Here is a 24152-nt window from a genome sequence, read left to right as displayed (position 1 = left end):
TCTAGATGCAGTAAGGTATTGTGTGAAAGTGAATAGTGTCGTGCGTGTTTGGTTGTTTTTAATGCTGCTGATGTGGTCAGAAGTTACTAGTGCCAATTCCCATATGAAGGTTGTTTTTATTAACCCGGGTTATGCCACGGACAATGATTCTGGCGACTTTTGGCCAAACGTGAATCACTTTATGGTTGCCGCTGCAAACGACCTCAATATCGATCTCGTATCATTGCATGCTGAGCGCAATCATATTCTGATGAAAAAACTGGTTAGCGACGCGATAGCGCTAAAGCCCGATTACTTAATTCTCGTAAACGAAAAGCAAATGTTACCGCAAATGCTAGAGCAGCTTGTTGGCACCGAGATTAAAGTGTTTTTGCTGCTTAATAAATTTAGCCGTTCACAGCAGGCATCGCTGCCTGAGGCGATCACGAGTAAAGTAATAGGGTGCTTATCGCCGAACAATAAAGAGGTTGGTGAACAGCTTGCTCAGGCATTAATTAAACGCGCTGGTAAGTTTAAAAAACAGCAGCTTACTATGTATGCACTGCTTGGTGATTACAATACACCGGCGGCAGAGGAGCGTCGCTTTGGTTTACAGCGCGCCTTAAAAAAACACCCTCATGTGAGTTTAATAGACTCAACGGTTGCCAATTGGTCTGAGTCGAAAGCTTACAAAAAAACCTATGGCGTATTGTCAAAGTATCCCGCTGATATTATTTGGTCGGCAAATGACGCAATGGCGTTTGGTGCAATTGCAGCTGTAAATAAACTAAAGCAATCAGATAAGGTCATTATTGGCGGCATTAATTGGGATGTTCATGATAAAGGGTATGCGACCGATGTGTCTTTTGGTGGGCATGTAACGTTGGGCGCAAAAGCATTATTGATGCTGCATGATAATCACCTTTACCCAGAAAAAGCAGGCGCTATGAGTCAGCAAATCGCAATTTTTGAGTCCTCGGACTCACCAGCTCGAGCGCCGTTTGGCAAACTATTACGTGAACAAGAATTCGAACAAATCGATTTTTCGCGTTTTTCTGTGTCGGCGCAGCAACCGCTAGAATTTAACTTGCAAAACTTGGTTAATACTCGGCATTAGAATCTTGCTGTGAAAGAGAATTTTTGACGCGCTCGATGCGTAATCATGCAAGGGCTTAGCGCAGGTTGCAAATCATTACGCCGATGATTTGCTCGGCGCTAATCGGTCCTATTTGGCAGCAGGCCAAACTGTTAGGGTCGTCACCAGCTAACCAATAAAGACCATTTTTATCTTGATAGGCAATGCGTTGAATTATGGCGCCAAAAATAGGGTGTGCGACTTTAACTATTTGCCCTTTTTTTAAATGTTTCATACTGCCAAAGCTATGTAATAGCACATAATTATTGGGCATTATCGCGGGCGACATGCTGTTGCCAGTTACTTTATTTATGCTTAATCCGAACATTTTTTGCGTTCTCTGTTTTAAGCGATGCGTCGCAATTTGCCGTAACAACTTCAAATTTAAATAGTTTATCGAGCTGAGTTAGAGCCCTGCTCAAGCTTGCTGCTTTTTTCATCTTCCCTCCTTAGCAAGGTTGCGCATTTTTATCTTGTAACTAACAAAAACAAACAGTAATACCGTTGGTGTTATCCATGCTAGGTGAATGAACAGGTCAAACAATGGGCTATGATCATGCCCTGTATGTGCCACAAGGCTGTGTGGTAGCAATAAACATACTGCTATGATTTTGATGTATAAATTAGACATACCAACTTCCCTAACTAGTGCACTAACGCAGATTTTAATTTTGCGTTTTTAATATCTGCGGGGGCGGCACACACATGATCAAGCACATCCATACAGCGAGTGTAATTTGCATGCTTTCCTTTAAATGCCGAAATGCTTTTAAATGTGACCGAAGACATCTGTAAGGCATGGCTTTGCGCATGCTCAGAGACTGCTTTATTGTTGGCTTGCTGTAATACGCGATAATGGGCGTGCAGTAAACATTGCAGTGCACGTTCTAACTGGCCTTGTTGTTCGTAGGTGGCAGCGAGGTTCTGATAACCGCATACCCAAGCTTGCATCGCTTCTAAGTTGCTAATTTTTTGTTGCCATAGCAAATCAACCAGCTCAATAGCGCGATTATAGTAACGTTCCGCCTCTAGCCAATTATGTGAATCAAAACACTCATTGCCTTTAATCATTGTGGATTGCCAGCTCATATTAAAATACCTAACCTACCAACTTAATGATAATGATTATTGATCGCGTTTGAGCCATTGTAAAGAAAAAAGGCTCAATTAGATTGAGCCTTGCGTGCTAGGGAACTTAGCTATAAATTGATTTTACAGCTTAGGGTTTATAAAACTTAGACTGTTTAATGATTTGGATATCCGGTTGCTCAATAGCTTGAACTTTAAAGCGAACATCCGTCACTTTTTGTTTTAAATCATAGCCATCAGCCGTAATCGTGACTGGGAACTGGCTCATTTCACCAGCTGGAATAACAATGTTTTGTGGTGCGCTTAGTACAAAACGTGAGTCTTCGAGCAGTGTTAGCGTGTAATTCAGGGTATTTTGCGTTTTATTGGTAATTCTTAGCGTGTAGGTGTTCTCAGTTAACCCTTCGTAATTCACGCGATAAAGCGCATTTCGGTCACGTAGAATACTGGTTTCAATAGGTACGCGTAAATTCATCCAAATCAGCATAGTGATGATTACTAAGCCAGTAAAAAATCCATAACCTACGAGCTTTAAACGGAATTTATCGGTCTTTTGGCCAGCTAGTTGGTGTTCACTGGTGTAACTAATTAAACCTTTTTGGTAATTAAACTTTTCCATGGTTTCGTCACAAGCATCAATACATGCGCCACAGTTAATGCACTCGTATTGCATGCCGTTACGAATATCAATACCGGCAGGACACACTTCAACGCATAGGTTACAGTCAACACAATCACCTAAACCAAGTTGTTTCGGATCATCTTTACGTTTGCGGCGACCACGTGATTCACCACGTTTTTCATCGTAGGCAACGACATACGTATCTTTGTCGAACATTACTGCTTGAAAGCGAGAATACGGGCACATGTAAATACACATTTTCTCTCTTAAGAAACCTGCGTTACCGTAAGTACACACGGCAAATAGACCTACCCAAAACCAAATCAAGCCAGACCAATCTAAGGTTACTAAATTGCTATATAACTCTTTAACAGGCACAAAGTAGCTAAGAAAGGTGGTAGCAGTTAAAAATGAAATACTCAGCCAAGCTAAATGCTTGAGGCCTTTTTTGCGAAATTTTTCAAATGACATAGGTGATTTATCAAGCTTAATGCGCTTATTGCGGTTGCCTTCCACTTTTTCTTCAACCCAAATAAACATCATCATCCATACCGTTTGCGGGCAGGTGTAACCACACCAAACTCGACCGAGCCAGGTGGTAACAAAAAATAGTGCAAATGCACCCGCCATAAATATCCATGCTAGCAAGGTGAAATCTTGCGGGAATAAGGTGGTATTAAAAAAGCGAAACTGCTGCGCGCCGATATCGAGTAATATGGCTTGCTGACCTTGGTAAGGAATAAAAGGGATTAAGATAAATGCCAACATCAATGCCCAGCCAATATAGCGGCGTAACTTTTGGTATTTACCTTTTTGTGACCTGACGTAAATTGGCCCCTCAGTTTTGTAGGGCTTAATGATCAGATCTTCTTCTTTGATATCAAACTTCATAATATTTCTCGACAGTAGATAGAGCATTGCGCTTATCTAGTGCTTAACAAATACTATGCCAAAAAGAAGTTGTTGTAACTTTGTGAAATATAAGGTTAATTTTTATTTTTGGTTTTTATCCAAGCCGCGTTATTTCGCGTGTCCGCGATATATCGTGGATTTTAGCTATTCTTTTTATGATAAAAACAGCTAAAAACGTCATTTTATATTCGTGTAATACCGAGCTTTTTCATTTTTGAGCGCAAGGTGCTTTCTGGTAAATCGAGTAGTTTGGCTGCGCCATTGCTCCCGCCTATCTTACCTGAGCATTGTTCAAGCACTTGCTCTATGTAAGAGCGTTCCATTTCTGCTAGCGTAAGTTGTGCAAAGTTACTGGCATCTAAGTTGGCTTGAAAATCTTGCTTGATTTGAATTAGCGAACTTTGACTTAAGATGACTTCGCGCTCTAATACGTTTTGCAGTTCACGAATATTGCCAGGCCAATGATAGGTTGCAAGGCGCTTTAAACTGGCCTTGCTGATGCCTTTGATTGGTTTACTCAATTTGCGAGCAAGCTCCGAAATAATGTTATGACAAAGCAAAGGCAAATCATCTAAGCGCTCTCTGAGGGCTGGCATGGTAAGGGGAAAAACGTTCAGGCGATAATATAAATCCATGCGAAACTCGCCCTGCTGAACCATTTTTAATAGGTCTTTGTTCGTTGCTGCGATAACGCGAATATCAACCTTAATCGTTTGGTTACCGCCAACGCGTTCAAATTCTTGTTCTTGCAGTACACGCAGCAATTTGCTCTGTGCTTCAAGGCTTAGCTCGCCAACTTCGTCTAAAAACAAGGTGCCTTTGTCTGCTAGTTCAAATCGCCCTTTACGTCTTTCGGTAGCGCCAGTAAATGCGCCTTTTTCATGACCGAACAGCTCACTTTCTAACAAGCTAGGTGTAAAGGCCGCGCAATTTACTTTAACCAAAGTATTGTGACAGCGTTTGCTTAAGCGATGAATATTACGGGCTATCAGCTCTTTACCTGTGCCGTTTTCACCTAAGATCAGCACAGTGCTGTCGGTTTTACTGACTAAACTTACTTGTTCAAGCAATTGCTTAAATCGCGGGCTTTGTCCTACTAAGCCAGAGTCGCTCCAGTTTTCGTCGATTTCACTTTGAAGATAAGTATTTTCTGCTTGTAATTGTTCAGATAAGGCTTGCACTTGGGCTAGTGCTTCACGCAGTGCGCGATCGCTTTCTTGCTGCTTAGTTACATCGCGGAAGATTGCAACAGCACCAACTATTTCGCCATTTTTATAAACGGGAGTTGAGGTGTATTCCACTGGAAAGCTTGAGCCATCTTTGCGCCAAAATACTTCATGGCTAATACTGCGCTCTTGTCCGTCTTGCATGGTGGCATAAATATTACATTCATGCGCTGGGTATGGGCTGCCATCGGCGTGGCTATGATGATGATATTGATGAATTTTTTCGCCGAGTAATTCGCCGGCTTGCCAACCTGTCATGCGTTCTGCGGCAGGGTTTATAAATACTGCTTTTCCTTCTAAATCAAATCCATAAACGCCTTCACCAACCGCATTTAACAATAGCTCTGAGTCTGCTAGCAAGTTTTTAAGATTATCCATATATCACAACCCACGAAATATCGAGGGCTAATAATGCCAAGCTTAACATCAAATTACCAGCAACTAATCATCTGTATTTTAATGATAAGTGGCAATATAAAATGACGAGCGATCTGTTTATCCCTTTGTTTACCCGTAAAATATTGCAAACAATAAGAAAAAGCGGGAAAAACAATGACACAGGCAATGATCCGTGTGGAAGAGGTAAGTAAGCAGTACGCCTCAACTAAAGCGGTTAATCAGTTAAGCTTTGCGGTAAATAAAGGCGAAATTTTTGCCTTATTAGGGCCTAACGGCGCAGGTAAATCATCGCTCGTACGTATGTTAGTAGGTTTTACAAAACCTGATAGCGGGAAAATATCAATTCAATTAGATGGTAGCTACTTTAGTGAAATTCCAGCGAATAAGCTGGGCTACTTGCCAGAAGACCGCGGACTCTATGGCGAAAAAACCTTACTGCAAAATCTTCATTACTTTGCTGCGCTGCATGGTGTAAGTAAACAACAAGCAAAACAAAATATTGATTACTGGCTAAAGCGATTTGATTTACTAGGCCGCGAAAATGAACCGCTTAAATCACTTTCAAAAGGTAACCAGCAAAAAGTACAGCTGATCACCGCAATTTTACACAGTCCCGAAATTGTTATTTTGGATGAGCCATTCTCTGGACTCGATCCGATTAACCAAGAAAAAGTTGTATTGTTTTTAGCAGAATTAAAGCAACAGGGAATGACGGTTATTTTAAGTGCCCACCAAATGGCCATGGTAGAAAAAATGGCTGACAGAATGATGTTAATGAACAAAGGCGAAGCTGTTTTATATGGTTCACTTAGTGCGATTAGAGAGCAAATTGGTGGTGCATTAGAGCTAGAGGTGAGCTTTAGCGGTGAATTAAATGCCGAAGCGCTGCAAACGCATTTTGGCGACATTAACTACCGCCTAAATAAAGCGAATACCTTGGTTGTTACGTTAAACGATAAAGCACAGCTAAATGATGCGTTAGCAATTCTGCCGAAGTTAGGTCAAGTAGAGCATTTATCAAGCCGCACCATGGATTTACATCAAATGTATTTAAAAGCAATTGAATCGCACCAAAAGCATGCATTAACTGAGGAGGGTAGTGATGAATAACCAAGTAACACAAGTTGCTAAATGGGAGTTTATGCACTTTTTCAAATGGAAGCAGGAGCTTATTAGCAAGTTAATTATGCTGGTAATCGCTGTGGTTGTGTTTTTTTGGCAAAGTGCGTCAAGTTTTACTAGCAGTGATTATCGTATTGCAGTTTCGGCTAATAGTGCTTTTGACATGACCTTGGACGGTTATGTGTTTACGCAAACACAAGACGATAAAGAAAAACTTACCTCTGCCCTTGAGGCGCAAGAATTTGATGCTGTGTTACTCATTGATGAAGCCGTAAGCCCTGTAAATATTGAGTTTATTAGCAAAGGCAAAATGGCGTGGCAACAAACTCTGCAAAACGCGCTAAAACAGCACTATGTTGAAAAAGTCAGTGATAAACTTTCGCTTTCGGCGCAGCAATTAGCATTGATTAATAACCCAATTGCAGTTTCAGCTGTGTATTTAGACCAAAATATCAAAAATGAAGAAAGTCATTCAAGTGCTACAGCAATAGGTGTTTTAGTGTTGTTATCGGTTGGTATTTTTATGTCGTTTGCTCAGGTATTTGTCTCGATTACAGGCGAAAAGCAGCAGCGTGTAACAGAACAACTCTACGCCACAATGAGTGCACAAACTTGGGTCGACGGAAAAATTCTAGGTCAAGTACTACTGGCATTAAAAGCCATGTTAAGTACTGTTATTTCAGTATTGTTAGGTGTTGCATTTTTGCAGGTGATTATTCAAGGGCAAGCACTCGACTTGTCGTTTATTGATTGGTATTTGTTGCCTTGGGTATTGGCGTTTGCATTGCTCGGCCTTTATTTTTCAACGGCGTTTATGGCAGCAATTGCAGCTGCGATTGATGATCCAAACCACAGTGGCAAGTCGTCGTTTATGATGATCCCGCTTGTACCAATGATTTTAGCGTTTGTATTAATGGATAGCCCCAGCGGTTGGGTTATGACGTTTTTAAGTTACTTCCCACTTACGGCGTTTGCTGTAATGCCTGTTAAAATGGCGTTGGTTGATGTGGCAATTTGGCAACCTATTTTGTCACTGCTACTGACGCTGGCATTGTGCATTTATATGCGTGGTGTGGCTGGACGCTTATTTAAAATGGGCATGGTGATGTATGGTAAAGAGCCAAGCTTTAAACAAATGTTAGGGTGGGCGATTTCAGAACGCTAATATTAAAAAGAGGCATCGGCCTCTTTTTTTAAGCATATTTACTGCCAATTATTTCTGATTCGGTTGAATTTTTGAGCTAAATCAAGTTTCCCATCGGCTGGTAATTGGTTAGGAAATAAACTTGATTTAAGTCAATTCTCAATCTCAAAACGGGCGCATACTTAATTCCAGAAACCGATTTATCACCGATAAGTTGGATAGTTTAAGAAGGAATTTCGTTATGAGAAATGTGCAAAAATCAGAAATTATCGTTACGGTTATAGCAGTATTGGCATTAGTTGTTACTGTTGTGGGTCACTTAGCTGGTGCAAGTATTGCTAACTCAAGTTCGTTTGGCATTATTGCAGCGCCTGTACCTTTGCTACTATTTATCATTGCATTTGCAGCGTATAAGTATGCTGCATCTCATGACGAAGATTCAGGTCATTAAACTTGTCCCAATTAGTTTTACTTTACTTGCGACAAAGGCAGCGTTAGCTGCCTTTTTTCGTACTAGGGTCTGTTGACCTTTCAAGGTCGTTGTTGCAGCAGCTTGATTGGGTTTTATACAAGGCAGAGGCTGTGTGGCATAGTTATTCTATGTGAGTCAGCCGATAACACAGTAGAAAAGCCAATCAAGCGCTGCCGAACGGTTCTTTTGAGCGTACTTTTCTCATTGTTGCTCGATATTTGCTTAGATTACTAGGCCACACATCGAGCGCCGCGATAAAAGCACGCCCAAAAAGAACAAAAATAGAACAGCAAAGGTCAACAGACCCTAATTTAAAAACAATTTAACTTAGTTTAAGTAAGCGTTTAACATCCAAACTAGTTTCTCTTGCTCTTTAATATAATCACTCATTAGTGAGGCTGTACCTTCATCCTCAGCGTCACCGGCTAATGTTAGTAATGAACGCTGTGTTGCAATTAACTCACTAAAGCCTGTTAGTAGGTTACTAATCGCTTCACGCCCCGCACTAATGTTCTTTGCTTCAGTGATCTTGCTGTTGGCAAGGTAGTCTGAAAAACCGTGTAGCGGTTCACCACCTAACGTTAAAATTCGCTCAGCGATTTCATCGACTTTCAACAGTAAATCGTTGTAGATTTCTTCAAATTTAGCATGCAACTCGAAGAAGTTTTCGCCTTTAATATTCCAGTGAAAGCCACGGGCATTCATGTACTGAATTTGGTAACTGCTAAGTAAGGTATTTAGTTCAGCAACTAAGTTGTTTGTGATTGTTTTGTCTAATCCAATAATTGAAACGTTTTTCATAACCCACCTCATATTCAATGTATTTAATATGTTTTATTTGTTTCGATGGGTTTATTATCAGACAAGTTTTTAATTAAATAAATCACTTAAAGTCGATTGCTGTATTCTGTTTTTGTGATGACAAAATGGACTCAATGTAATCCATTACTTTGCGGGAATAAATGAGGCTGGTGTGGCTTAAATGAAAGACTTTGTGCTCTGCCATACCTTTGAGTTTAGTTTCATCAAGCAATACAGTGCCGTCAGATTCACTGTTTTTCTTAATGAGCGGCATTAAACCAAGTGGCAGATCACCTGCAATGCTGTAAAGCTTGGCGCTAAATGGCCAATCGTGGTTTTCAGATAAAAGAAACTCAACACTATTTTTTAAAAATAAGTCAAAGCCCTTATCTTTCATGTGTTTGGCAAGTGTTGCGCCTTTGTGGGGGGTGCCTAATGTGATGACTTTTTTTACACTTGCTGCGTGTTGGCTATTGGCTTCAAGGTAGGCGCGCGCAATTAACCCGCCCATTGAGTGGCAAACAAACGCGGTACTTTCACCGTCAATAAAGCTATCGATTTGCTGAAATATAGTTGCAGTATTTGGCGATAAGCTTTGATAGCTTAAGTTCAAGGTATCAAAGCCAAGTTTTGTGATGCGTTTACTGAGCGGCAGCATAACAAAGCCCGACATATACAGGCCGTGCAAAATAACTACTTTTTTTATCGCCATACTACTTTCACTTATAAAATGGTGATCGGCTCGATAAGTATTGAATCGGTATCGTTGCTGACCCAAACTTGACCATCTTGCACAGTAACAGACAACTGCATATGTCTTGCTGCTAATGGAATAAGTTGTTGAGACTGCTCAAATGGAAGGCTAAACACGCGTAAGTTGGTGTGCTGGAAAAACTTACCTTGGTGCTTTTCAAGCCACACTTTTTGGTCGCCGTCGCCATAGGTATATAAAATGGCTTGTTTTGACTGGTTGCAGGCTTTTTTCAGGCGTTTTTCGTCGGGTAAACCAAGATCGATCCAAGTTTCGATTTCGTCGCTTAATGACTTTTGCCAAATTTCAGGCTCATCGTCAGCGCACAATCCTTTAGTAAAGCTCAACGTATCTGAAGCATTTAATGCAAATGCTAAAATGCGGATCATTAAACGGTGGTCGTTTTCTGATGGGTGTTGAGCAATTGTTAGACTGTAATCACCGTAGTGGTGTCTATCCATGTCGCTTAGGTTAAGCGATAGCTTATGTACTTGTGACTTTAACGCCATAATTTCTATTAATGTAAGAAAGGTTACTGCTATTGTAACTGAATATAGTTAAAATACGCGTACTTTCATGCTTTGGAGAAAATAAATGGCGATTCAGTGGTTTCCTGGTCATATGAATAAGGCGCGCAATGAGATAAAAGAAATCATGCCGCAAATGGACGTGATTATTGAAGTGCTGGATGCGCGTATTCCTTACAGTAGTGAAAACCCTATGGTTGGCGACCTGCGTGGTGATAAACCCGTGATTAAAATCTTAAATAAAGCTGACCTTGCCGACCCTGAAATGACCAAAGCGTGGATGACGTATCTTGAGCGTGAAGCGGGTGTTAAAACTTTACCGCTTGATAACAATAAATCGAGCGAAGTGCATTTAATCAACGACCTCTGCAAAAAGTTAGTACCCCACAAAGTAGGCGCAGATAAGCAAATTAAAGCCATGATTATGGGCATTCCAAATGTTGGAAAATCAACACTCATCAATACATTAGCTGGCCGCATTGTGGCTAAAACAGGTAATGAACCAGCGGTAACTAAGGCGCAGCAAAAGATCCGTTTAGAAGATGGCATTATGTTGTACGACACGCCAGGAATGTTATGGCCAAAAGTTGAAAACGAAAATTCAGGTTACCGTTTAGCGGCAACCGGTGCGATTCGTGATACCGCGATTAACTATGAAGAAGTGGCGAGTTACACTGCTGAGTATTTATTGTCGGCCTATCCAGCGTTATTAAAATCACGTTATAAAATGGATGAATTACCAGAACAAGACTGGGAGTTTATTGAACAAGCAGGGCGTAAACGTGGCTGCATTCGTTCAGGCAACCAAGTTGATACTCACAAAATGTCTGAAATTCTGATCAATGAACTACGTGATGCCGTGATTGGCCGTATTTCGATGGAAACGCCAGAGATGCGTGAAGAAGAAGAGGTTATGGTAGCTGAATTACGCGCCAAAGCCGAAGCTAAAAAGCAGGCACGTGAAGAAGAGAAAAAACAACGTCGTGCTCGCGCCCGTAAAAATCGCCGTTAAGCTTGGATTTAGAGTAATTATTCACTACAGTTAAAATAGTGTTTAACTGTAGTGAATACGTAGTGCGTTACCTATCTAATTGTTTGCCAATTCTTTTTTTAGTCAGCTTTGCTTGCACAGCAAAACAAGAAATTTATTTTGCGACAGATTTATTGCCGGAAGCGGGCATTCGCAAAGCAGATCTTGTATCACAGCTAGTTTATTACGTTACCGATGAGCTTAAAAATGACTACCAAGTTACATTTCAGCAAACTAGTCGCGAACGAGAGTGGCGATTAATTGAAAAACAAAGTAACACCTGTGTTTATAACAAAACCTACACACCCAAAAGAGCAAAACTTGCCGTATTTGCAAGCCAACCGTTAATTGCTTATGCACCTAATCGCCTTATTTTAAACCGTGATATTGGTACGTATCCGTCGCTATCGTTAACAACTGCATTATCGTTTGGTCTTAATATTGGCGTTGTAAAAGGACGCAACTATGGCGAAAAGCTCGATGAGTTAATTACGAAAAATTCTGAGCTGTTGTATGTTGGCGCTGGAAGTTATAAAGCTGAACGTTTAGAAGTGATGCTCAAACAGGGCAAACTCGATGGCATTATTGAATATTCATCGGTATTCAAAAGCCGTCAGCCCGATGCCAATATTGGTAAAGACTATTTTATTTATGCGTTAACGGAAGCCCAGCAAGCAGTAAAAGGTTATTTAGCGTGTGCAAAATCAGATGTTGGTGAAAAGTTTGTTGCCGACTTTGAAAGTGTTATGAATAGCGCTGGCTATCGTGCATTTGCCATAAGTAAATTGCGTGAAGCGGGCAGTTTAATTGAGGCTGATTTTATTATTGAACAGTTGGGATACAAATAAAAAAGACCTCGTTGTGAGGCCTTTTGGTTTCATATCTACCGTCACCGATATGAGCAATGTAGCAAGTAATTCGTATAAATATTGGCTACTAGCAACTTAACTTCAGGGGCGTGAAGCGCTGCTGCTAGCAGCCGTAGCTTGTTAATTAAGTATAAAAAGCTACTAAGGTCGAGAAACACAAAGAAGTGTGAGTGCGAGTTATGCTTCTTTGTTGAGATTGATTATCAATTAGATCTTAATGGCTGTCAAATATTTTTTGATAATAATTCTCATTAATGTTGTAGCAAATAAATTGCATCTAATAAAAATAAAAAAGGCCTCGTTCTGAGGCCTTTTGGTTTCATATCTACCGTCACCGATATGAGCAATGTAGCAAGTAATTCGTATAAATTGGCTACTAGCAACTTAGCTTCAGGGGCGCGAAGCGCTGCTGCTAGCAGCCGTAGCCTAAAAAGCTACTAGGGTCGAGAAACACAAAGAAGAGTGAGTGCGTGTACTTCTTCCTTGTTGAGATTGATTATCAATTAGATCTAAAAAACTGTCAATACCTTTTTGAGAATAATTCTCATTATTTTTAAAGGTTTTTGGTGGGTTGGTTTTAATTTTTTGATTTATATAGCTTTATTGTATTTAAAAATATTGAATATTTTTTTGTTTCTGAACTGGTTACAGAGTTGGGGGCTTTTTGTGCAGTGGTTTTTCTAAAAAAAGCATAAAATTTTATATTCTGGTTACCCTCTTTGTAATAAAAGTGAAACTTACTGGCCGTATACTAATTTCAAATACTTCGCTGCTGAACGAACTATTTCCCTTAGGTTATTTGGCCGACTTCGCTTTTTGCAAAGTCGGCTTTTTTATGTCTAATTTATTTGAATTTTACTGTTTTTGTACTGCGGCTATAACTGCGAGATTCAGGTTTAGTCCACTCACCTTGTTTGAAGTAGCTAGTGCTTACCACTATTTTACCGTCGCTTAAGCGGCTTGAAGATTTTACTTTGGTAATGCCATCTTTATTGCCCGTGACATCCTCATATGCGATAAACTCATTTTCTGCCGTTATTTCTAGTTCGCCTTGAGTATAAAATCCCGCCGTAGTGAAGTAGAAAAACACCAGTTTTTGCTTTTTGTTATCCCAAAAAATTAGCGACTCACCACCGTATGCACCGTCATTAATTGAGTGTAGGGTGCGTAATGTTGTGCCATTTAGTGCGCTTTCCCAGTGGCTTACATCAACGGCGCCATTACTAAAAGTAGACTCCCATGTGCCTAAATAAGGCTCAAAAATTTTCAGTTTTTCGTCTAATGCTTGAGCTTGGTTAGCGAATGTTTGCAGCAACAAACAGATGGCTATAACAAATAGTTTTTTCATTCGGTCTCTCTTTCGTCTTATTATTATTGAGTAAGTGTGTATTAAAAACACACAACTTACTTTGCGATCACTTAAGCTTAGTTAAAATTAGGCAAAAGAAAAGCCCTAACATTTGTTAGGGCTTTGGTATGCCATTTGGCATGAGCAAGTATTAAAGCGCTTTAAAGCGAATTGCTACGCCACCGCCCGCCGCCATTTTCAGGACAAGTTCGTCATTTTGCGTTACGGTTTTGTTGTAGATCGCCATTTCGTATGGTTTGTCGACCCAATTAGCGTTTTCGCCATCGCTATACACTTGGGCAATGTATTTGCGATTTGGTTCGAGAAAGTTAAGTTTAATTTTTTCGCTGCGTGCATTTTCATCAGTTACTGCACCTAAGTACCAATCATCAGAATGCTTATCTTGTCGTGCAAATACAATGTATTCACCTACTTCGCCAGCAATTGCGCTACTTTGATTCCAGTCTGTCGGTACATCTTTGATAAACTGGAATGCTTCTGGTTTTGCGCGGTAATTACGCGGTAAATCGGCTGCCATTTGAATCGGGCTGTAGAGCACTACATATAAGGCTAACTGTTTCGCTAGCGTGGTTTGCGGTCGATTAGTGTCGCTGCCCAAACCATTAAACGATAAATCAAAAATACCTGGCGTAAAATCCATTGGCCCAGACAGCATGCGGGTGAACGCTAAGGTAGGTACATGACTTGGCGGATTAGGCGGCGTACCCCACGCATTGTATTCTTGTCCGCGTGCGCCTTCACGAGAAATCCAATTTGGATAAGTACGGCGTAAACCTGTGTCTTTAATAGGTTCATGGGTATTGATGCTAATTTTATGTTTGGCAGCAAGTGTTACGTTGGCTAAGTATTCATTTACCATAAATTGGCCGTCATGCCACTCGCGCTTTACTTGGCCTTTTTCGTCGATTCGTTTGATATTGCCGCCATCGGCAACGTAGCCGGTTTTAACTTGGCTAACACCGTGTGTTTGGTAAAGTGCAAAGGCATCTTGCATTTGGTTTGCATAGTTACTTACATTGCCAGATGTTTCATGATGACCAACAATTGCCACGCCTTTGGCTTTGCCATAAGCCGCTAGCTCGGCAAAGTTAAAGTCAGGATATGCTTGGGTAAAATTAAATACATCTCCATTGTGGAACCAGTCTCCATCCCAGCCAATATTCCAACCTTCAACCAATACACCTTTAAAGTCATTTTCGGCAGCGAAATCGATGTATTCTTTGGTTAGCTGGGTTGTGGCTCCGTGTTTATCACCGCTGCCCCAAGTATTTTCGCCAATATGCATGCCCCACCAAATACCTACGTATTTGCTTGGCTCGACCCAATCAACATTCCCTAATTTATTTGGCTCATTGAGGTTTAAAATTAAGTCTGAATTAGCAAGGCCAACTGCCGAGTCGCTGATCTGAATAGTACGCCATGGTGTGGTAAATCCATCGTTTGTTTTGACTAATGTGCCATCGCTCCAAGGAGTTAAGTCGGCGCTAAATTGTCCATCGCGGCCTTGCTTTAACGTCATCGCAGCAAAATCAACGAGCGCGGCTTCATGAATGCTAAGGTGAATATTGTCGTCGCGCTTAAGGGTTATTGGTGTATGAACATGACGCGCTAAATTAAGTGGTGTTTTGTTGTAAACATATTCATAGCGATTCCATTCACGTGCAGGGATCCACCAAGATTGTGTCGCGTGTGACTCGGTAAGGTTAAACTGTGTCAGTTCTTTGCTGATTTCTGCACCAAGATAGCCTTGTTTAGTGGGTAGTTCGTATCGAAAACCAATGCCATCATCAAATACTTTAAATGTGATGTTAAACGTGGTGTCAGCTTGTGAAAAGGTTAACGCGAGTTTGTTGTGATTATCTTGAACTGACTGGCGCTCCCCCCAAGGTTGTTGCCATGTTTCATTATGTGAGGAAATAGCCGAATTGCTGATTTTTGCGTTATGGCCAAGACTTGGGTGCTGGCGAAAATCAAAACCAAGACTGGATGGACTAATCAGTGTTTGATCGTTGAAAATTACTTGGTAGCTCGGTAGTTCTTGCTCATCGGATACAACTACTTTAATTTGCTGATTCGGCGAACTTACAGTAACAGTTTTTGCTTGCAGGCACGGCGCAAGCATAAGCAGTAAAAGCGCTTTTTTCATCTTGTTTCACTTGTTGTCAATGTGGGAGCATCAAGAGTAAAAGCTTGCGAAAAATCACACCAGCGCTTGCAAACGTATTCATTTTTTTGAGTTTGCTGTTCTACTTTTAATATTTTTGATTGAAGATCATTTCAGTCGGTAGTTGTGTGTTAAAATTAGCGTGTTGATGTAACTCTTGCTGAGGGTCCATTTTGGCTCATATTGTTTCAGAAAAAAATTCCAAACGTAAAGCACATCGTATCTCTGTTCCATTACTAGTGGAGATAGATAAACACGTATACGAAAGTAAAGATTGGTCTGTAGATGGAATTGGAATTCTAGAATGTCCACTTGAATTAGAAGTTGACCAAAAAATTCCAGCAAGAATAATTTTTCCAATTACTGACTCGACACTGGCGATCAGTGTGACGCTCATTTGCAAAAATACGGTTAATGGTAACATTGGCTTTGCGTTTGATAACTTAAGCCATAAACACAAGCGTTTATTGCGTCACTACATAGAGCAAGTTATTGAAGGAAAGTTGGAAAATGTTGAAGATCTAGTAGCAATCGCTACGGCTCCGGTCGTCTCTAGTCCAATAAATACAGCGCTCAACCTCAGCGACGCTAATACTCTTGCACTTACGCGTCAATTTAGCTTTCGTAGTAAGCTAGTTTTGTCGTTTGCGGTGCTCTTCTTATTGGTATTGGGGTTATCTCTTTTTTACAAAATAAAGTATGAAGTCAAGAGCACAGGGGTCGTGCTCGGTAATACCTATGTTGTAAAAGCTAGTAAGTCAGGTGTATTAGAGTCGATGTATCTAAAAGAAGGGGCATCGGTCGAAGAAAGTGATGTTATTGCAACCATTATTGATCCTGATATTACTACTGAATTGGCAAAACTAAATAACAAAATCACTGTTTTAAAAAGTAGTAAACAAGCACTTTTAAATGAAGCACCTGAGTCGATAGCGATAGAGCAAGGGCTGCTCGCGCCGCTAAAGCAACAAGAAAGCAGGCACTTAGCAAGCCTAGAACGAGCGCGCTTATTATTGAAAGACAATGTGCTTACCCAAAAAGACTATGATTATATTGAAAATCGCTGGTTACAATCATTAGTCAGCTTACGAAAAGAACAGCAAAGGATTGAGCGTGTTAAATTAGAGACCGAGCAAGCGTTATCAAAAAGCAACTTGCTTTCGTCTCAGCGCATTACTGAGCAATTGTTGATCGCACAGCAAGAGCTTAGTTTATTAGAAATGCAACACAAAAGACCTGTTACTAGCCTTGTCGCAGGTCGTTTAGTAAATACGCCTTTCAACACCGGAGCTAATGTAACTGAAAATGATGTGGTTGCAATTGTTGAAACCAAACAAACGCCATTTTTAATAATTGTTGTACCTAATGAGCAAATGTTATCTCTTAAATTAGGGCAAAGTGCTAGGGTGTATATCCCAAAAACAAAGACCGAACTTAACGCTCATATAGTATCTTTCGGGCGTCAGTCTATCCCCATGGACCTAGCAGATTTTTACCCTAAAAATACAAACCAAGGCATTGTGAAATTGTCTTTTGACAGCGCTGTTTCGTTACCACCATTTACCCGGGCAAAAGTTTGGGTTGATACTTTTGAGATGTTTTAATGTTACAGCGTTATGGGCGTAGAGAAGGACTGATTTCACTTGTATGGCCTGCATTATTTTATCTATCAATCGCATTTGTTTTAATCGCGCTGTTATTGCCGCATATTGCTGAGATTAAAGGCGAGGCAATTATTGTGGTGGGTGCGTTTGCCATGTGGCGATATGGCTGGCAACTCATCAATTATGTACGCGCATTTATTTATGGTCACTACTATTATCCCAAGCTAAAAAGGCAAGTAGACCAATTATCTGAGCAAGATAAATTTCCTGAGCATATCTTTTTTGTTATTCCCTCATACAAAGAAGAAGCATGGGTATCAATTGAGACGTTTCAATCTATTCTTTCAAACTTGTCTGATGTGCCATGTACTGCGACATTAATTGTTGCAACAGGCTCAGATGAAGACGATGCGATAATAGCGCAAACCTTTCAGGCTCACCCAGCTCACACTAAAGCCGAGCTTGTTTTCCAAAGGCAAAGTGAAGGCAAACGCATTGCAATGGGGCATGCCTTACGTGCCGTAACTAGGCGTTATAATGAAGAAGCTAATAGCGTCACTATTTTTATGGATGGCGATAGTTACCTTGAAGCTGAGACTTTGCGTAACACTTTACCATTTTTCAGCTGTTTCAATGATTTGGGCGCGCTTACGACCAACGAATTAGCCTACATTAATACTCAGTCTAAATGGTATAAAGACTGGTTTAACTTGAAGTTTGGCCAACGCCATGTGCTATTTCAATCGCACGCGCTATCTAATAAGGTATTGACGCTGACTGGGCGGTTTTCGATGTTTCGTACCAAAGCGATTTGTACGGAAGAGTTCATCGGAAAAATGGAAAATGATGTGGTCAGCCACTGGGCGCATGGCACGTTTCGATTTTTAATGGGGGATGATAAAACCAGTTGGTTTATGTTATTGAAAGACGGCTGGAATATGCTGTATTTACCCGATGTACTGGTTTACTCACTCGAGAGCCGTGACGCTTCGTTTCTTAATTTGAGCGTTAACTTACCGTTTCGCTGGTATGGTAATACGTTAAGAAATAACAATCGCACGCTGCAACTGGGTTGGAAAAAAATTGGGGTATTTATTTGGTTTGCGGTACTCGATCAGCGTTTGTCGATGTGGACCTCACTGGTGGGGTTGGTTGGGGCGATTTGCCTTGCGATTAGTAAAAGTATTTTTTACTTACCGTTTTACCTCGCTTGGGTATTAATCGTAAGAACGACTCAGATGATGGTTATCGCCTATCGTGGTCACCCTGTAAGCCTGCTTACTATTCCACTAATGCTTTATAACCAGTGGGTTGGCGCATTTATTAAAATTAAAGCGTTTTACCATTTGGGCGAGCAATCATGGTCCAAAGGGAGCGAAGTGCAAAAGGCGGATCACAACCGCGTGATGATAAAGCATTGGTTTGCGCCTTACTTACCAACATTTTTGTACCTACTTTCCTTTACCGTGTTTTTTGCATTTATGGCGTATGCTTATAAATTAATTAGTTTGCCTCAAGCTTGGGCGCTTACCTCACAAGTTCCGTCAAATGTACTGCAAGCAAGTGATTTTGGTGTTACCGCGAATGATCATCGCGATGACACGGATGCATTACAAAATGCTATTTTGCAATTGCAGCAGGGACAAACATTAGTGTTGCCAAGCGGCACGATTAACCTTGCTAAGCCGTTACTGATTACACAATCTAATATCACAATTTCAGGAAATAACAGTCAGTTAGTAGCTGAATTTTCAGCCGACGAAAAAGAGCGTAGCGTGATTAATATTGTTGGTGGTGGTCAGTTAGATTCACTGAAGTCGATAAAAAATTTAGCGCGTTTAAGCTTTAATAGCGAAAGCGTCGGGCGCTTAAAGATTGGGCAAGGCCTATTATTTACCATGGAGAATGATGTGCAATTTCTCCATCAGATTAATAGTATTAAGTGGGCAAAAAAATACCCGAAACTAAGGCGGCAAATTAATCGAATAGAGAGTATTGAGGGTAATACTGTGACTTTAGCCTATCCGCTGGACGAGGTGTTATTGGATAGCAGTAAAATTCAAATTTATCCGTTAGATATGGTGTCTAATACTCATCTCTCAGGCTTAACAGTGCGCTACAACGTACCGCAGCAAAATATCACAGATGTGGCTTATAAGTACGAAAACGTACATAACAATCATCTCGTAAACTTAGTTAGCTTAAAGTGGACAGACCGCATCACGATGGAAAGCATCAATTTGTTTGATGCTGGCAATCATCCGTTAAAAATAGATGATAGTTTGGCGTGTGTTGTTGATAATGCACGCATTAAAAATGCGTGGAATAAAGGCGTTGGCGGCCGCGCTTATGTGCGCTTGGCGCGCTCGCACCATTGTCAGTTGACTAGCTTCACCGTATCTGGAATTCGCCACATTGTTTTTCAGTGGGGCGCTAGTTATAACCAGATAAGCAATTTGAACACAGCGGTTGATATTAACTTCCATGGTGGTTACAGCCACCATAATCGTGTCTCTAAGGTTTATTTTACGCTTCCTGAGCAGCATCCTTGGCCAGCGGTGTATCGCACGCCTAACGATGCGCATTGGGCGCCACCTGATGGGCCTGGCAACAAAGTAGATCAATAAAAGAGATGAACCGTTATTGCAAAAGTTGATCTAATTGTGATGATCCTACAGTACTTTGTATGTGTTTAAGCAGCGCTAAATTATCCAGACGTGCTAAAAGTATTGCTTGTTGTGACTTTACTTTTTCAAGCGCTAAGTGGTTGAGTGTATTTTCAGGTGTATAACGTAACCCCGTTAAATCAACCTGGAGCTGCTGCACAGCTTCTAGCCTTTGAACTTCAAGCGCTTGGTGCTGGTTTAGTAAATGTTGTAATTTACTTTGCTGATAGAAAAACTGGTTTTTTAAGCTATCAACTTTTTGCATTAAACGTTCTGTAATCACTCGTTTCTGCAGGCGATAGCTATTTTTTTTCAGTGTTACGAGTTCGTCGCGAGAGGTATTAAAATCGATAGGTATGCGAGCTTGTAAACCTATCACTGATTCTTTATCTACATTGAGTCTGCTGTCGTCTCGTTGTTCGTAAAATACTTTTACTTTAAGGTTATCAAGATAACCAGGGTGATTATCTGAGCGCGCGATCATTAGGTCTTGTATCTTTGCATCTACTGAACGTTCTAGCGCCATCTCGATGAGTTTAGAGGAAGCTTTTAGTTCTAGATTTTCAATATTATTGAGCCATATTAACCAGTCTTCAGGTATTTTTTCGATAGCGGCCTTCTGTGTATATTGCTCTAATAAAATAGATTGCTTTAATGCGAGTTCAATCTCAGAGAATTGCGATTTTGTAATTAAGGATTGTTCAAGCTGACGTTTGTTGTTTTCTTTTAAAGCGTATAGAAGTGCCGTTTGTTTTCGTTGTAACTTACGATTAACTAGGTTTTTCATCAAATTTAGGCGATGAAATGTTGCATCGAGGGCTTTAAGTTGAATATTGTTTTGCTGTTGTAAGTTCTCTAGCTGACTTTCTTGGCGCTTTTTTAAGTTTTCTCGATAAGATTCGTAGTAACCGTTTTCAAAAATTTCGAAGTCTATCCCAACTCTTTTATCGAAATAATCACTGTCTAAGCTTTTTTTGCCTTCAACTCTAAGATAAAGCCCTGTAAACGGAGCGTCATCATCTAATAATTCTTTAATTTTAAGGTTACTTGCATTGTTTTGCGATGCTAGTTGGGCAACTCCTTGGCTTTGAGGAGCTTGTTGATAAGATTGGTCAAACTTAACGTGTGCAAGCATTTTTAAAGGCAAGACGAGACAGAGCAGGAATAAATATTTCATTACGAATTTCGCTAGTGAAGCCGTGTATGTATTGTAAACAATAACTGCAGAAGTAACAGGGAATTGTATCGGTTTTAATAAAAGATAGAGGCGAACACGAATGAAGTTATCGCCTCTGTAACGCTTACTTAGCTAATGCACGCTTTAAGAAGTTGGGTGTTGCTAGTGCGCCTTGATGAATACCTACGTTGTAGTATTCAGTGTCAAATGCTGCATTTTCAACATCTTGTACTCTAAACGCTGTGAAGTTTTCGCCTTTGCGCGCCATCGTTGCTGACCATAAACCCGATGGATAAATTGGTTGCGGGAATGGCAGTGTTTGTAAATCGGCAAAACCAACGTCTAACATTGCTGCGCGGGTTTCACGCAGTAATTGTTGGTGCATTAATGGTGATTCGCTTTGTTGAATCAAAATGCCGCCAGTACGCAATGCTTTTAAACAGCTAGTATAAAATGCATGGTTAAATAACCCCTCGCCTGGGCCTACTGGATCGGTGCCATCAACAATAATGACATCAATTGATTCTGGCGCTGCTTCAGCCATAAATTTAATGCCATCATCAAACATTACCGATGCGCGTGGGTCATCGTTTGATTCACATAATTCAGGGAAGTACTTTAACGACATTTCAGTTACTACTTCATCAATATCAATTTGATGAACGGTTTCGATGTCCGGGTGTTTTAGTACTTCACGTAATGTGCCGCAATCACCACCGCCAATGATCACAACATTTTTTGGTGCAGGGTGTGAAAACAGCGCAGGATGGCTCATCATTTCATGATAGAAAAAGTTCTCGCGTGTACTTACCATAGTACAGCCATCAATAATCATTAAATTACCAAAGTCTGTTGTTTCGTACATTTCAACAAGTTGAAAAGGCGATTGTTTTGACTCTAGTTTTTTATTAATGCGCAGTGAAAAAGCACTGCCATCACGATCACTTATTTCAGTGAACCAAGTATTAGCATCTAAATTAGACATAGTAGTTTTCACTTACCATTTATGTGTTTAAAAATTGCGGCAATTTTGCCAGCGAAATGCGTGTTACTCAATTAGAAAATAAAATTATAGCCGAACAAATTAATTTTTATGGCTAGTGTGTAAAAAGCAAATTAAAATATCGCTAACTATCTGACTTTATGAAGACCTTACATTGGCTATAACTAACGCACGTGAAACATACAATATCGCTCATTGGAGTGAAGGCTACTTTGATATTAATGAGCAAGGTGAAGTGGTAGCATTTCCAGATAAAGATCACAGCAAACAGGGTGTTTCGCTGGCAACCTTAACAGAGCAATTTAAAGAGCAGGGGTTAACGTTACCTGTGCTTGTGCGTTTTACCGATATTTTGCAATCGCGTGTTGATACGCTAGTTAATGCATTTTCTGATGCTAAAAGTAATCGTAATTACCAAGGTAATTACACCTGTGTCTACCCGATTAAAGTGAATCAGCAATCATCTGTAGTTAAAAAGTTACTCGCCCACCAAAGTAATAAAGTAGGGTTAGAGGCAGGTTCTAAACCTGAACTAATGGCTATTTTGGGTGTAGCGGATAAGCCTATTCGCATTGTATGTAATGGCTACAAAGACAGTGAATTTTTACGTTTAGCGTGTATTGGCCAAGCAATGGGACACGATGTAAATATTGTGGTTGAGAAACTTTCGGAGCTTGATGTACTGCTGCAAGAAATTGAAAAGTTAGGTATCGAGCCGGGAATTGGTATTCGCATTCGCTTAAATTCAGTAGGCAAAGGCAAGTGGCAAAATACCGGTGGTGAAAAAGGGAAGTTTGGCTTAACTGCTAGTCAGGTACTAAGTGCAATCGAACGCTTAAACAAAGCGGGCAAAGGGCATTTATTAAATTTAGTGCATTTTCATATTGGCTCTCAAATTGCCAATATTCGTGATATTCATCGCGCCTTAAAAGAATGTGCGCGCCATTACGCAGAGTTGTGCCAAATGGGCGTAGCTCTAAAAACCATTGACGTGGGTGGTGGCCTAGGTGTGGATTATGAAGGTTCAGGCTCGCGTAATTCATGTTCAATGAACTACACGGTTGCCGAATATGCACGTAACGTAGTGAATACCTTTGCCGATACCTGCGAAGCACTTAACTTACCGCAGCCAGATATTATTACTGAATCAGGGCGCGCACTTACGGCGCACCACGCAGTATTGATTACCGATGTGATCGATGTTGAAGAAGCGCCAAAGTTACACAGCGATATTGTACTTTCAGATAATTCGCCGCAAGTATTACAAGAAATGTGGCAAGCCAAACAGCGTTTAACACCGCGCCTAGCGCTTGAAATTTATCACGATGCAATGCACTTGTTCAGTGAAGCGCATGAACAATATGTACACGGTTTATTATCGATGACCGATTGGTCACAGATTGAAACCTTGTATTTTGATATTTTGCGTGCAGTACGAGGCCAGCTTAATGCCAGCGCCCGTTCACACCGAGAAGTAATTGATGATTTAAATGAAAAGTTAGCAGATAAACTCTTTGTTAACTTCTCTTTATTCCAATCATTGCCAGATGTATGGGGTATTGAGCAGCTGTTCCCGGTTATGCCAATTGATCGCCTCGATGAGTCATGTTCACAGCGTGCAATTATTCAAGATATTACTTGTGATTCGGATGGTCAAATTCGTGAATACGTTGATGGTGCAGGTGTTGAAGCAAGTTTACCGATTCCGCCTTACCGTCCGGGTGAACAGTATCACCTAGCAATGTTTATGGTTGGCGCGTACCAAGAGATTTTAGGTGACCTACATAACTTATTTGGTGATACAGATTCAGTGCATATCGAGCTAACCGAAGACGGCTTTACTACCACTAATGCGCTGAAAGGCGATAGCGTTGAAGATGTACTGAAATACGTGCATTACAATGAGGGCGCATTAAAAGCGAACTATCAAAGTCGCCTTGCTGCGAGCAATTTATCAAGCGACACCCAGCAAGCGTATTTCGATGAATTGGCCGCAGGCTTAAGTGGTTACACTTACTTCGAAGACTGACCTGTTGGTTAGGCTATTTATTGCTGAGTGAAAAAAGGCTAAAATATGGCCTTTTTTAGCTT

The 24152-nt window shown here is 40.6% G+C and carries 21 protein-coding genes; 9 read left to right on the top strand and 12 right to left on the bottom strand.

The window, feature by feature from the left end:
* Nucleotides 1–22: 22 nt before the first annotated feature.
* Nucleotides 23–1096: an ABC transporter substrate-binding protein gene (locus tag PSPO_RS13925; RefSeq protein WP_010561424.1), complete on the top strand. Its 1074-nt coding sequence runs from the start codon at nt 23–25 to the stop codon at nt 1094–1096.
* A 55-nt stretch (nt 1097–1151) separates the two neighbouring features.
* On the opposite strand, the gene sodX is transcribed toward PSPO_RS13925, so the two are convergent.
* The 5 genes from sodX to PSPO_RS13900 form a co-directional block, all read right to left on the bottom strand.
* Entirely contained in the window at nt 1152–1442 is a 291-nt protein-coding gene (gene sodX / locus PSPO_RS13920) for a nickel-type superoxide dismutase maturation protease (protein WP_010561425.1), read from the bottom strand.
* Nucleotides 1420–1554, bottom strand: coding sequence for a hypothetical protein (locus PSPO_RS21960; protein ID WP_010561426.1), 135 nt, complete (start codon nt 1552–1554; stop codon nt 1420–1422). Before PSPO_RS21960 ends, sodX begins: the two co-directional genes overlap by 23 nt.
* A gap of 205 nt (nt 1555–1759) precedes the next feature.
* Nucleotides 1760–2203: a tetratricopeptide repeat protein gene (locus PSPO_RS13910; protein ID WP_010561428.1), complete on the bottom strand. Its 444-nt coding sequence runs from the start codon at nt 2201–2203 to the stop codon at nt 1760–1762.
* Nucleotides 2204–2333: 130 nt separating this feature from the next.
* Nucleotides 2334–3716, bottom strand: coding sequence for a cytochrome c oxidase accessory protein CcoG (gene ccoG, locus PSPO_RS13905; RefSeq protein ID WP_010561429.1), 1383 nt, complete (start codon nt 3714–3716; stop codon nt 2334–2336).
* 203 nt (nt 3717–3919) lie between these two features.
* Entirely contained in the window at nt 3920–5341 is a 1422-nt protein-coding gene (locus tag PSPO_RS13900; protein WP_010561430.1) for a sigma-54 interaction domain-containing protein, read from the bottom strand.
* A 174-nt stretch (nt 5342–5515) separates the two neighbouring features.
* On the opposite strand from PSPO_RS13900, the gene PSPO_RS13895 reads away from it, so the two are divergent.
* From PSPO_RS13895 to PSPO_RS13885, 3 genes are all read left to right on the top strand, one after another.
* Complete coding sequence (locus tag PSPO_RS13895) at nt 5516–6472, top strand: ABC transporter ATP-binding protein (RefSeq protein ID WP_010561431.1); 957 nt, start codon at nt 5516–5518, stop codon at nt 6470–6472.
* Nucleotides 6465–7649, top strand: a complete 1185-nt coding sequence (locus PSPO_RS13890) for an ABC transporter permease (RefSeq protein WP_010561432.1) — start codon at nt 6465–6467, stop codon at nt 7647–7649. Before PSPO_RS13895 ends, PSPO_RS13890 begins: the two co-directional genes overlap by 8 nt.
* 220 nt (nt 7650–7869) lie before the next feature.
* Complete coding sequence (locus tag PSPO_RS13885) at nt 7870–8079, top strand: hypothetical protein (protein WP_010561433.1); 210 nt, start codon at nt 7870–7872, stop codon at nt 8077–8079.
* Between the two features lie 348 nt (nt 8080–8427).
* On the opposite strand, the gene PSPO_RS13880 is transcribed toward PSPO_RS13885, so the two are convergent.
* The 3 genes from PSPO_RS13880 to PSPO_RS13870 all read right to left on the bottom strand — a co-directional run bounded on the left by PSPO_RS13880 (nt 8428) and on the right by PSPO_RS13870 (nt 10161).
* Nucleotides 8428–8901, bottom strand: a complete 474-nt coding sequence (locus tag PSPO_RS13880; protein ID WP_010561434.1) for a Dps family protein — start codon at nt 8899–8901, stop codon at nt 8428–8430.
* 82 nt (nt 8902–8983) lie between these two features.
* Nucleotides 8984–9613: a PGAP1-like alpha/beta domain-containing protein gene (locus PSPO_RS13875; RefSeq protein WP_010561435.1), complete on the bottom strand. Its 630-nt coding sequence runs from the start codon at nt 9611–9613 to the stop codon at nt 8984–8986.
* 11 nt (nt 9614–9624) lie between these two features.
* Nucleotides 9625–10161, bottom strand: a complete 537-nt coding sequence (locus PSPO_RS13870; RefSeq protein ID WP_010561436.1) for a YaeQ family protein — start codon at nt 10159–10161, stop codon at nt 9625–9627.
* A gap of 85 nt (nt 10162–10246) precedes the next feature.
* On the opposite strand from PSPO_RS13870, the gene ylqF reads away from it, so the two are divergent.
* Entirely contained in the window at nt 10247–11191 is a 945-nt protein-coding gene (gene ylqF, locus PSPO_RS13865; RefSeq protein ID WP_010561437.1) for a ribosome biogenesis GTPase YlqF, read from the top strand.
* A 62-nt stretch (nt 11192–11253) separates the two neighbouring features.
* Nucleotides 11254–12057, top strand: a complete 804-nt coding sequence (locus PSPO_RS13860) for a hypothetical protein (protein WP_010561438.1) — start codon at nt 11254–11256, stop codon at nt 12055–12057.
* Between the two features lie 865 nt (nt 12058–12922).
* On the opposite strand, the gene PSPO_RS13855 is transcribed toward PSPO_RS13860, so the two are convergent.
* On the bottom strand, nt 12923–13426 hold the full coding sequence (locus PSPO_RS13855; RefSeq protein ID WP_010561439.1) for a hypothetical protein: 504 nt from the start codon (nt 13424–13426) through the stop codon (nt 12923–12925).
* A gap of 151 nt (nt 13427–13577) precedes the next feature.
* Nucleotides 13578–15593: a glycoside hydrolase family 97 protein gene (locus PSPO_RS13850; protein ID WP_010561440.1), complete on the bottom strand. Its 2016-nt coding sequence runs from the start codon at nt 15591–15593 to the stop codon at nt 13578–13580.
* A 191-nt stretch (nt 15594–15784) separates the two neighbouring features.
* Here PSPO_RS13850 and PSPO_RS13845 point away from each other — a divergent pair, with 191 nt between their 5' ends.
* Together PSPO_RS13845 and PSPO_RS13840 are read left to right on the top strand one after the other, a co-directional pair.
* Nucleotides 15785–17215, top strand: a complete 1431-nt coding sequence (locus PSPO_RS13845) for an HlyD family efflux transporter periplasmic adaptor subunit (RefSeq protein ID WP_010561441.1) — start codon at nt 15785–15787, stop codon at nt 17213–17215.
* Nucleotides 17215–19842 (top strand): glycosyltransferase, encoded by a 2628-nt coding sequence (locus PSPO_RS13840; RefSeq protein WP_010561442.1) that lies wholly within the window; start codon nt 17215–17217, stop codon nt 19840–19842. The genes PSPO_RS13845 and PSPO_RS13840 overlap by 1 nt, the downstream gene beginning before the upstream one ends.
* Before the next feature lie 13 nt (nt 19843–19855).
* Here the strand turns inward: PSPO_RS13840 and PSPO_RS13835 are convergent, their stop codons facing one another.
* Together PSPO_RS13835 and speE are read right to left on the bottom strand one after the other, a co-directional pair.
* Nucleotides 19856–21058 (bottom strand): hypothetical protein, encoded by a 1203-nt coding sequence (locus tag PSPO_RS13835; RefSeq protein WP_148665248.1) that lies wholly within the window; start codon nt 21056–21058, stop codon nt 19856–19858.
* Between the two features lie 124 nt (nt 21059–21182).
* Nucleotides 21183–22043, bottom strand: coding sequence for a polyamine aminopropyltransferase (speE, locus tag PSPO_RS13830; RefSeq protein WP_010561444.1), 861 nt, complete (start codon nt 22041–22043; stop codon nt 21183–21185).
* 172 nt (nt 22044–22215) lie between these two features.
* Here speE and speA point away from each other — a divergent pair, with 172 nt between their 5' ends.
* Complete coding sequence (speA, locus tag PSPO_RS13825; RefSeq protein ID WP_010561445.1) at nt 22216–24090, top strand: biosynthetic arginine decarboxylase; 1875 nt, start codon at nt 22216–22218, stop codon at nt 24088–24090.
* The last annotated feature ends 62 nt before the right edge of the window (nt 24091–24152 follow it).

Source organism: Pseudoalteromonas spongiae UST010723-006, assembly GCF_000238255.3.
GTDB classification, from domain to species: Bacteria; Pseudomonadota; Gammaproteobacteria; order Enterobacterales; family Alteromonadaceae; genus Pseudoalteromonas; species Pseudoalteromonas spongiae.
The sequence above is the reverse complement of the archived record's forward strand: the minus strand, read 5'-3'. Positions and strand labels throughout refer to the sequence as shown.

What these genes read in the sequence shown, in the direction of transcription:
- PSPO_RS13895 (WP_010561431.1), top strand. Translation starts at nt 5,516, where the DNA reads ATGACACAGGCAATGATCCGTGTGGAAGAGGTAAGTAAGCAGTACGCC.
- PSPO_RS13835 (WP_148665248.1), bottom strand. Translation starts at nt 21,058, where the DNA reads ATGAAATATTTATTCCTGCTCTGTCTCGTCTTGCCTTTAAAAATGCTT.
- PSPO_RS13885 (WP_010561433.1), top strand. Translation starts at nt 7,870, where the DNA reads ATGAGAAATGTGCAAAAATCAGAAATTATCGTTACGGTTATAGCAGTA.
- PSPO_RS13900 (WP_010561430.1), bottom strand. Translation starts at nt 5,341, where the DNA reads ATGGATAATCTTAAAAACTTGCTAGCAGACTCAGAGCTATTGTTAAAT.
- PSPO_RS13850 (WP_010561440.1), bottom strand. Translation starts at nt 15,593, where the DNA reads ATGAAAAAAGCGCTTTTACTGCTTATGCTTGCGCCGTGCCTGCAAGCA.
- PSPO_RS13840 (WP_010561442.1), top strand. Translation starts at nt 17,215, where the DNA reads ATGTTACAGCGTTATGGGCGTAGAGAAGGACTGATTTCACTTGTATGG.
- PSPO_RS13870 (WP_010561436.1), bottom strand. Translation starts at nt 10,161, where the DNA reads ATGGCGTTAAAGTCACAAGTACATAAGCTATCGCTTAACCTAAGCGAC.
- PSPO_RS13875 (WP_010561435.1), bottom strand. Translation starts at nt 9,613, where the DNA reads ATGGCGATAAAAAAAGTAGTTATTTTGCACGGCCTGTATATGTCGGGC.
- sodX (WP_010561425.1), bottom strand. Translation starts at nt 1,442, where the DNA reads ATGTTCGGATTAAGCATAAATAAAGTAACTGGCAACAGCATGTCGCCC.
- PSPO_RS13890 (WP_010561432.1), top strand. Translation starts at nt 6,465, where the DNA reads ATGAATAACCAAGTAACACAAGTTGCTAAATGGGAGTTTATGCACTTT.
- ylqF (WP_010561437.1), top strand. Translation starts at nt 10,247, where the DNA reads ATGGCGATTCAGTGGTTTCCTGGTCATATGAATAAGGCGCGCAATGAG.
- PSPO_RS21960 (WP_010561426.1), bottom strand. Translation starts at nt 1,554, where the DNA reads ATGAAAAAAGCAGCAAGCTTGAGCAGGGCTCTAACTCAGCTCGATAAA.
- PSPO_RS13880 (WP_010561434.1), bottom strand. Translation starts at nt 8,901, where the DNA reads ATGAAAAACGTTTCAATTATTGGATTAGACAAAACAATCACAAACAAC.
- PSPO_RS13855 (WP_010561439.1), bottom strand. Translation starts at nt 13,426, where the DNA reads ATGAAAAAACTATTTGTTATAGCCATCTGTTTGTTGCTGCAAACATTC.
- ccoG (WP_010561429.1), bottom strand. Translation starts at nt 3,716, where the DNA reads ATGAAGTTTGATATCAAAGAAGAAGATCTGATCATTAAGCCCTACAAA.
- PSPO_RS13910 (WP_010561428.1), bottom strand. Translation starts at nt 2,203, where the DNA reads ATGAGCTGGCAATCCACAATGATTAAAGGCAATGAGTGTTTTGATTCA.
- speE (WP_010561444.1), bottom strand. Translation starts at nt 22,043, where the DNA reads ATGTCTAATTTAGATGCTAATACTTGGTTCACTGAAATAAGTGATCGT.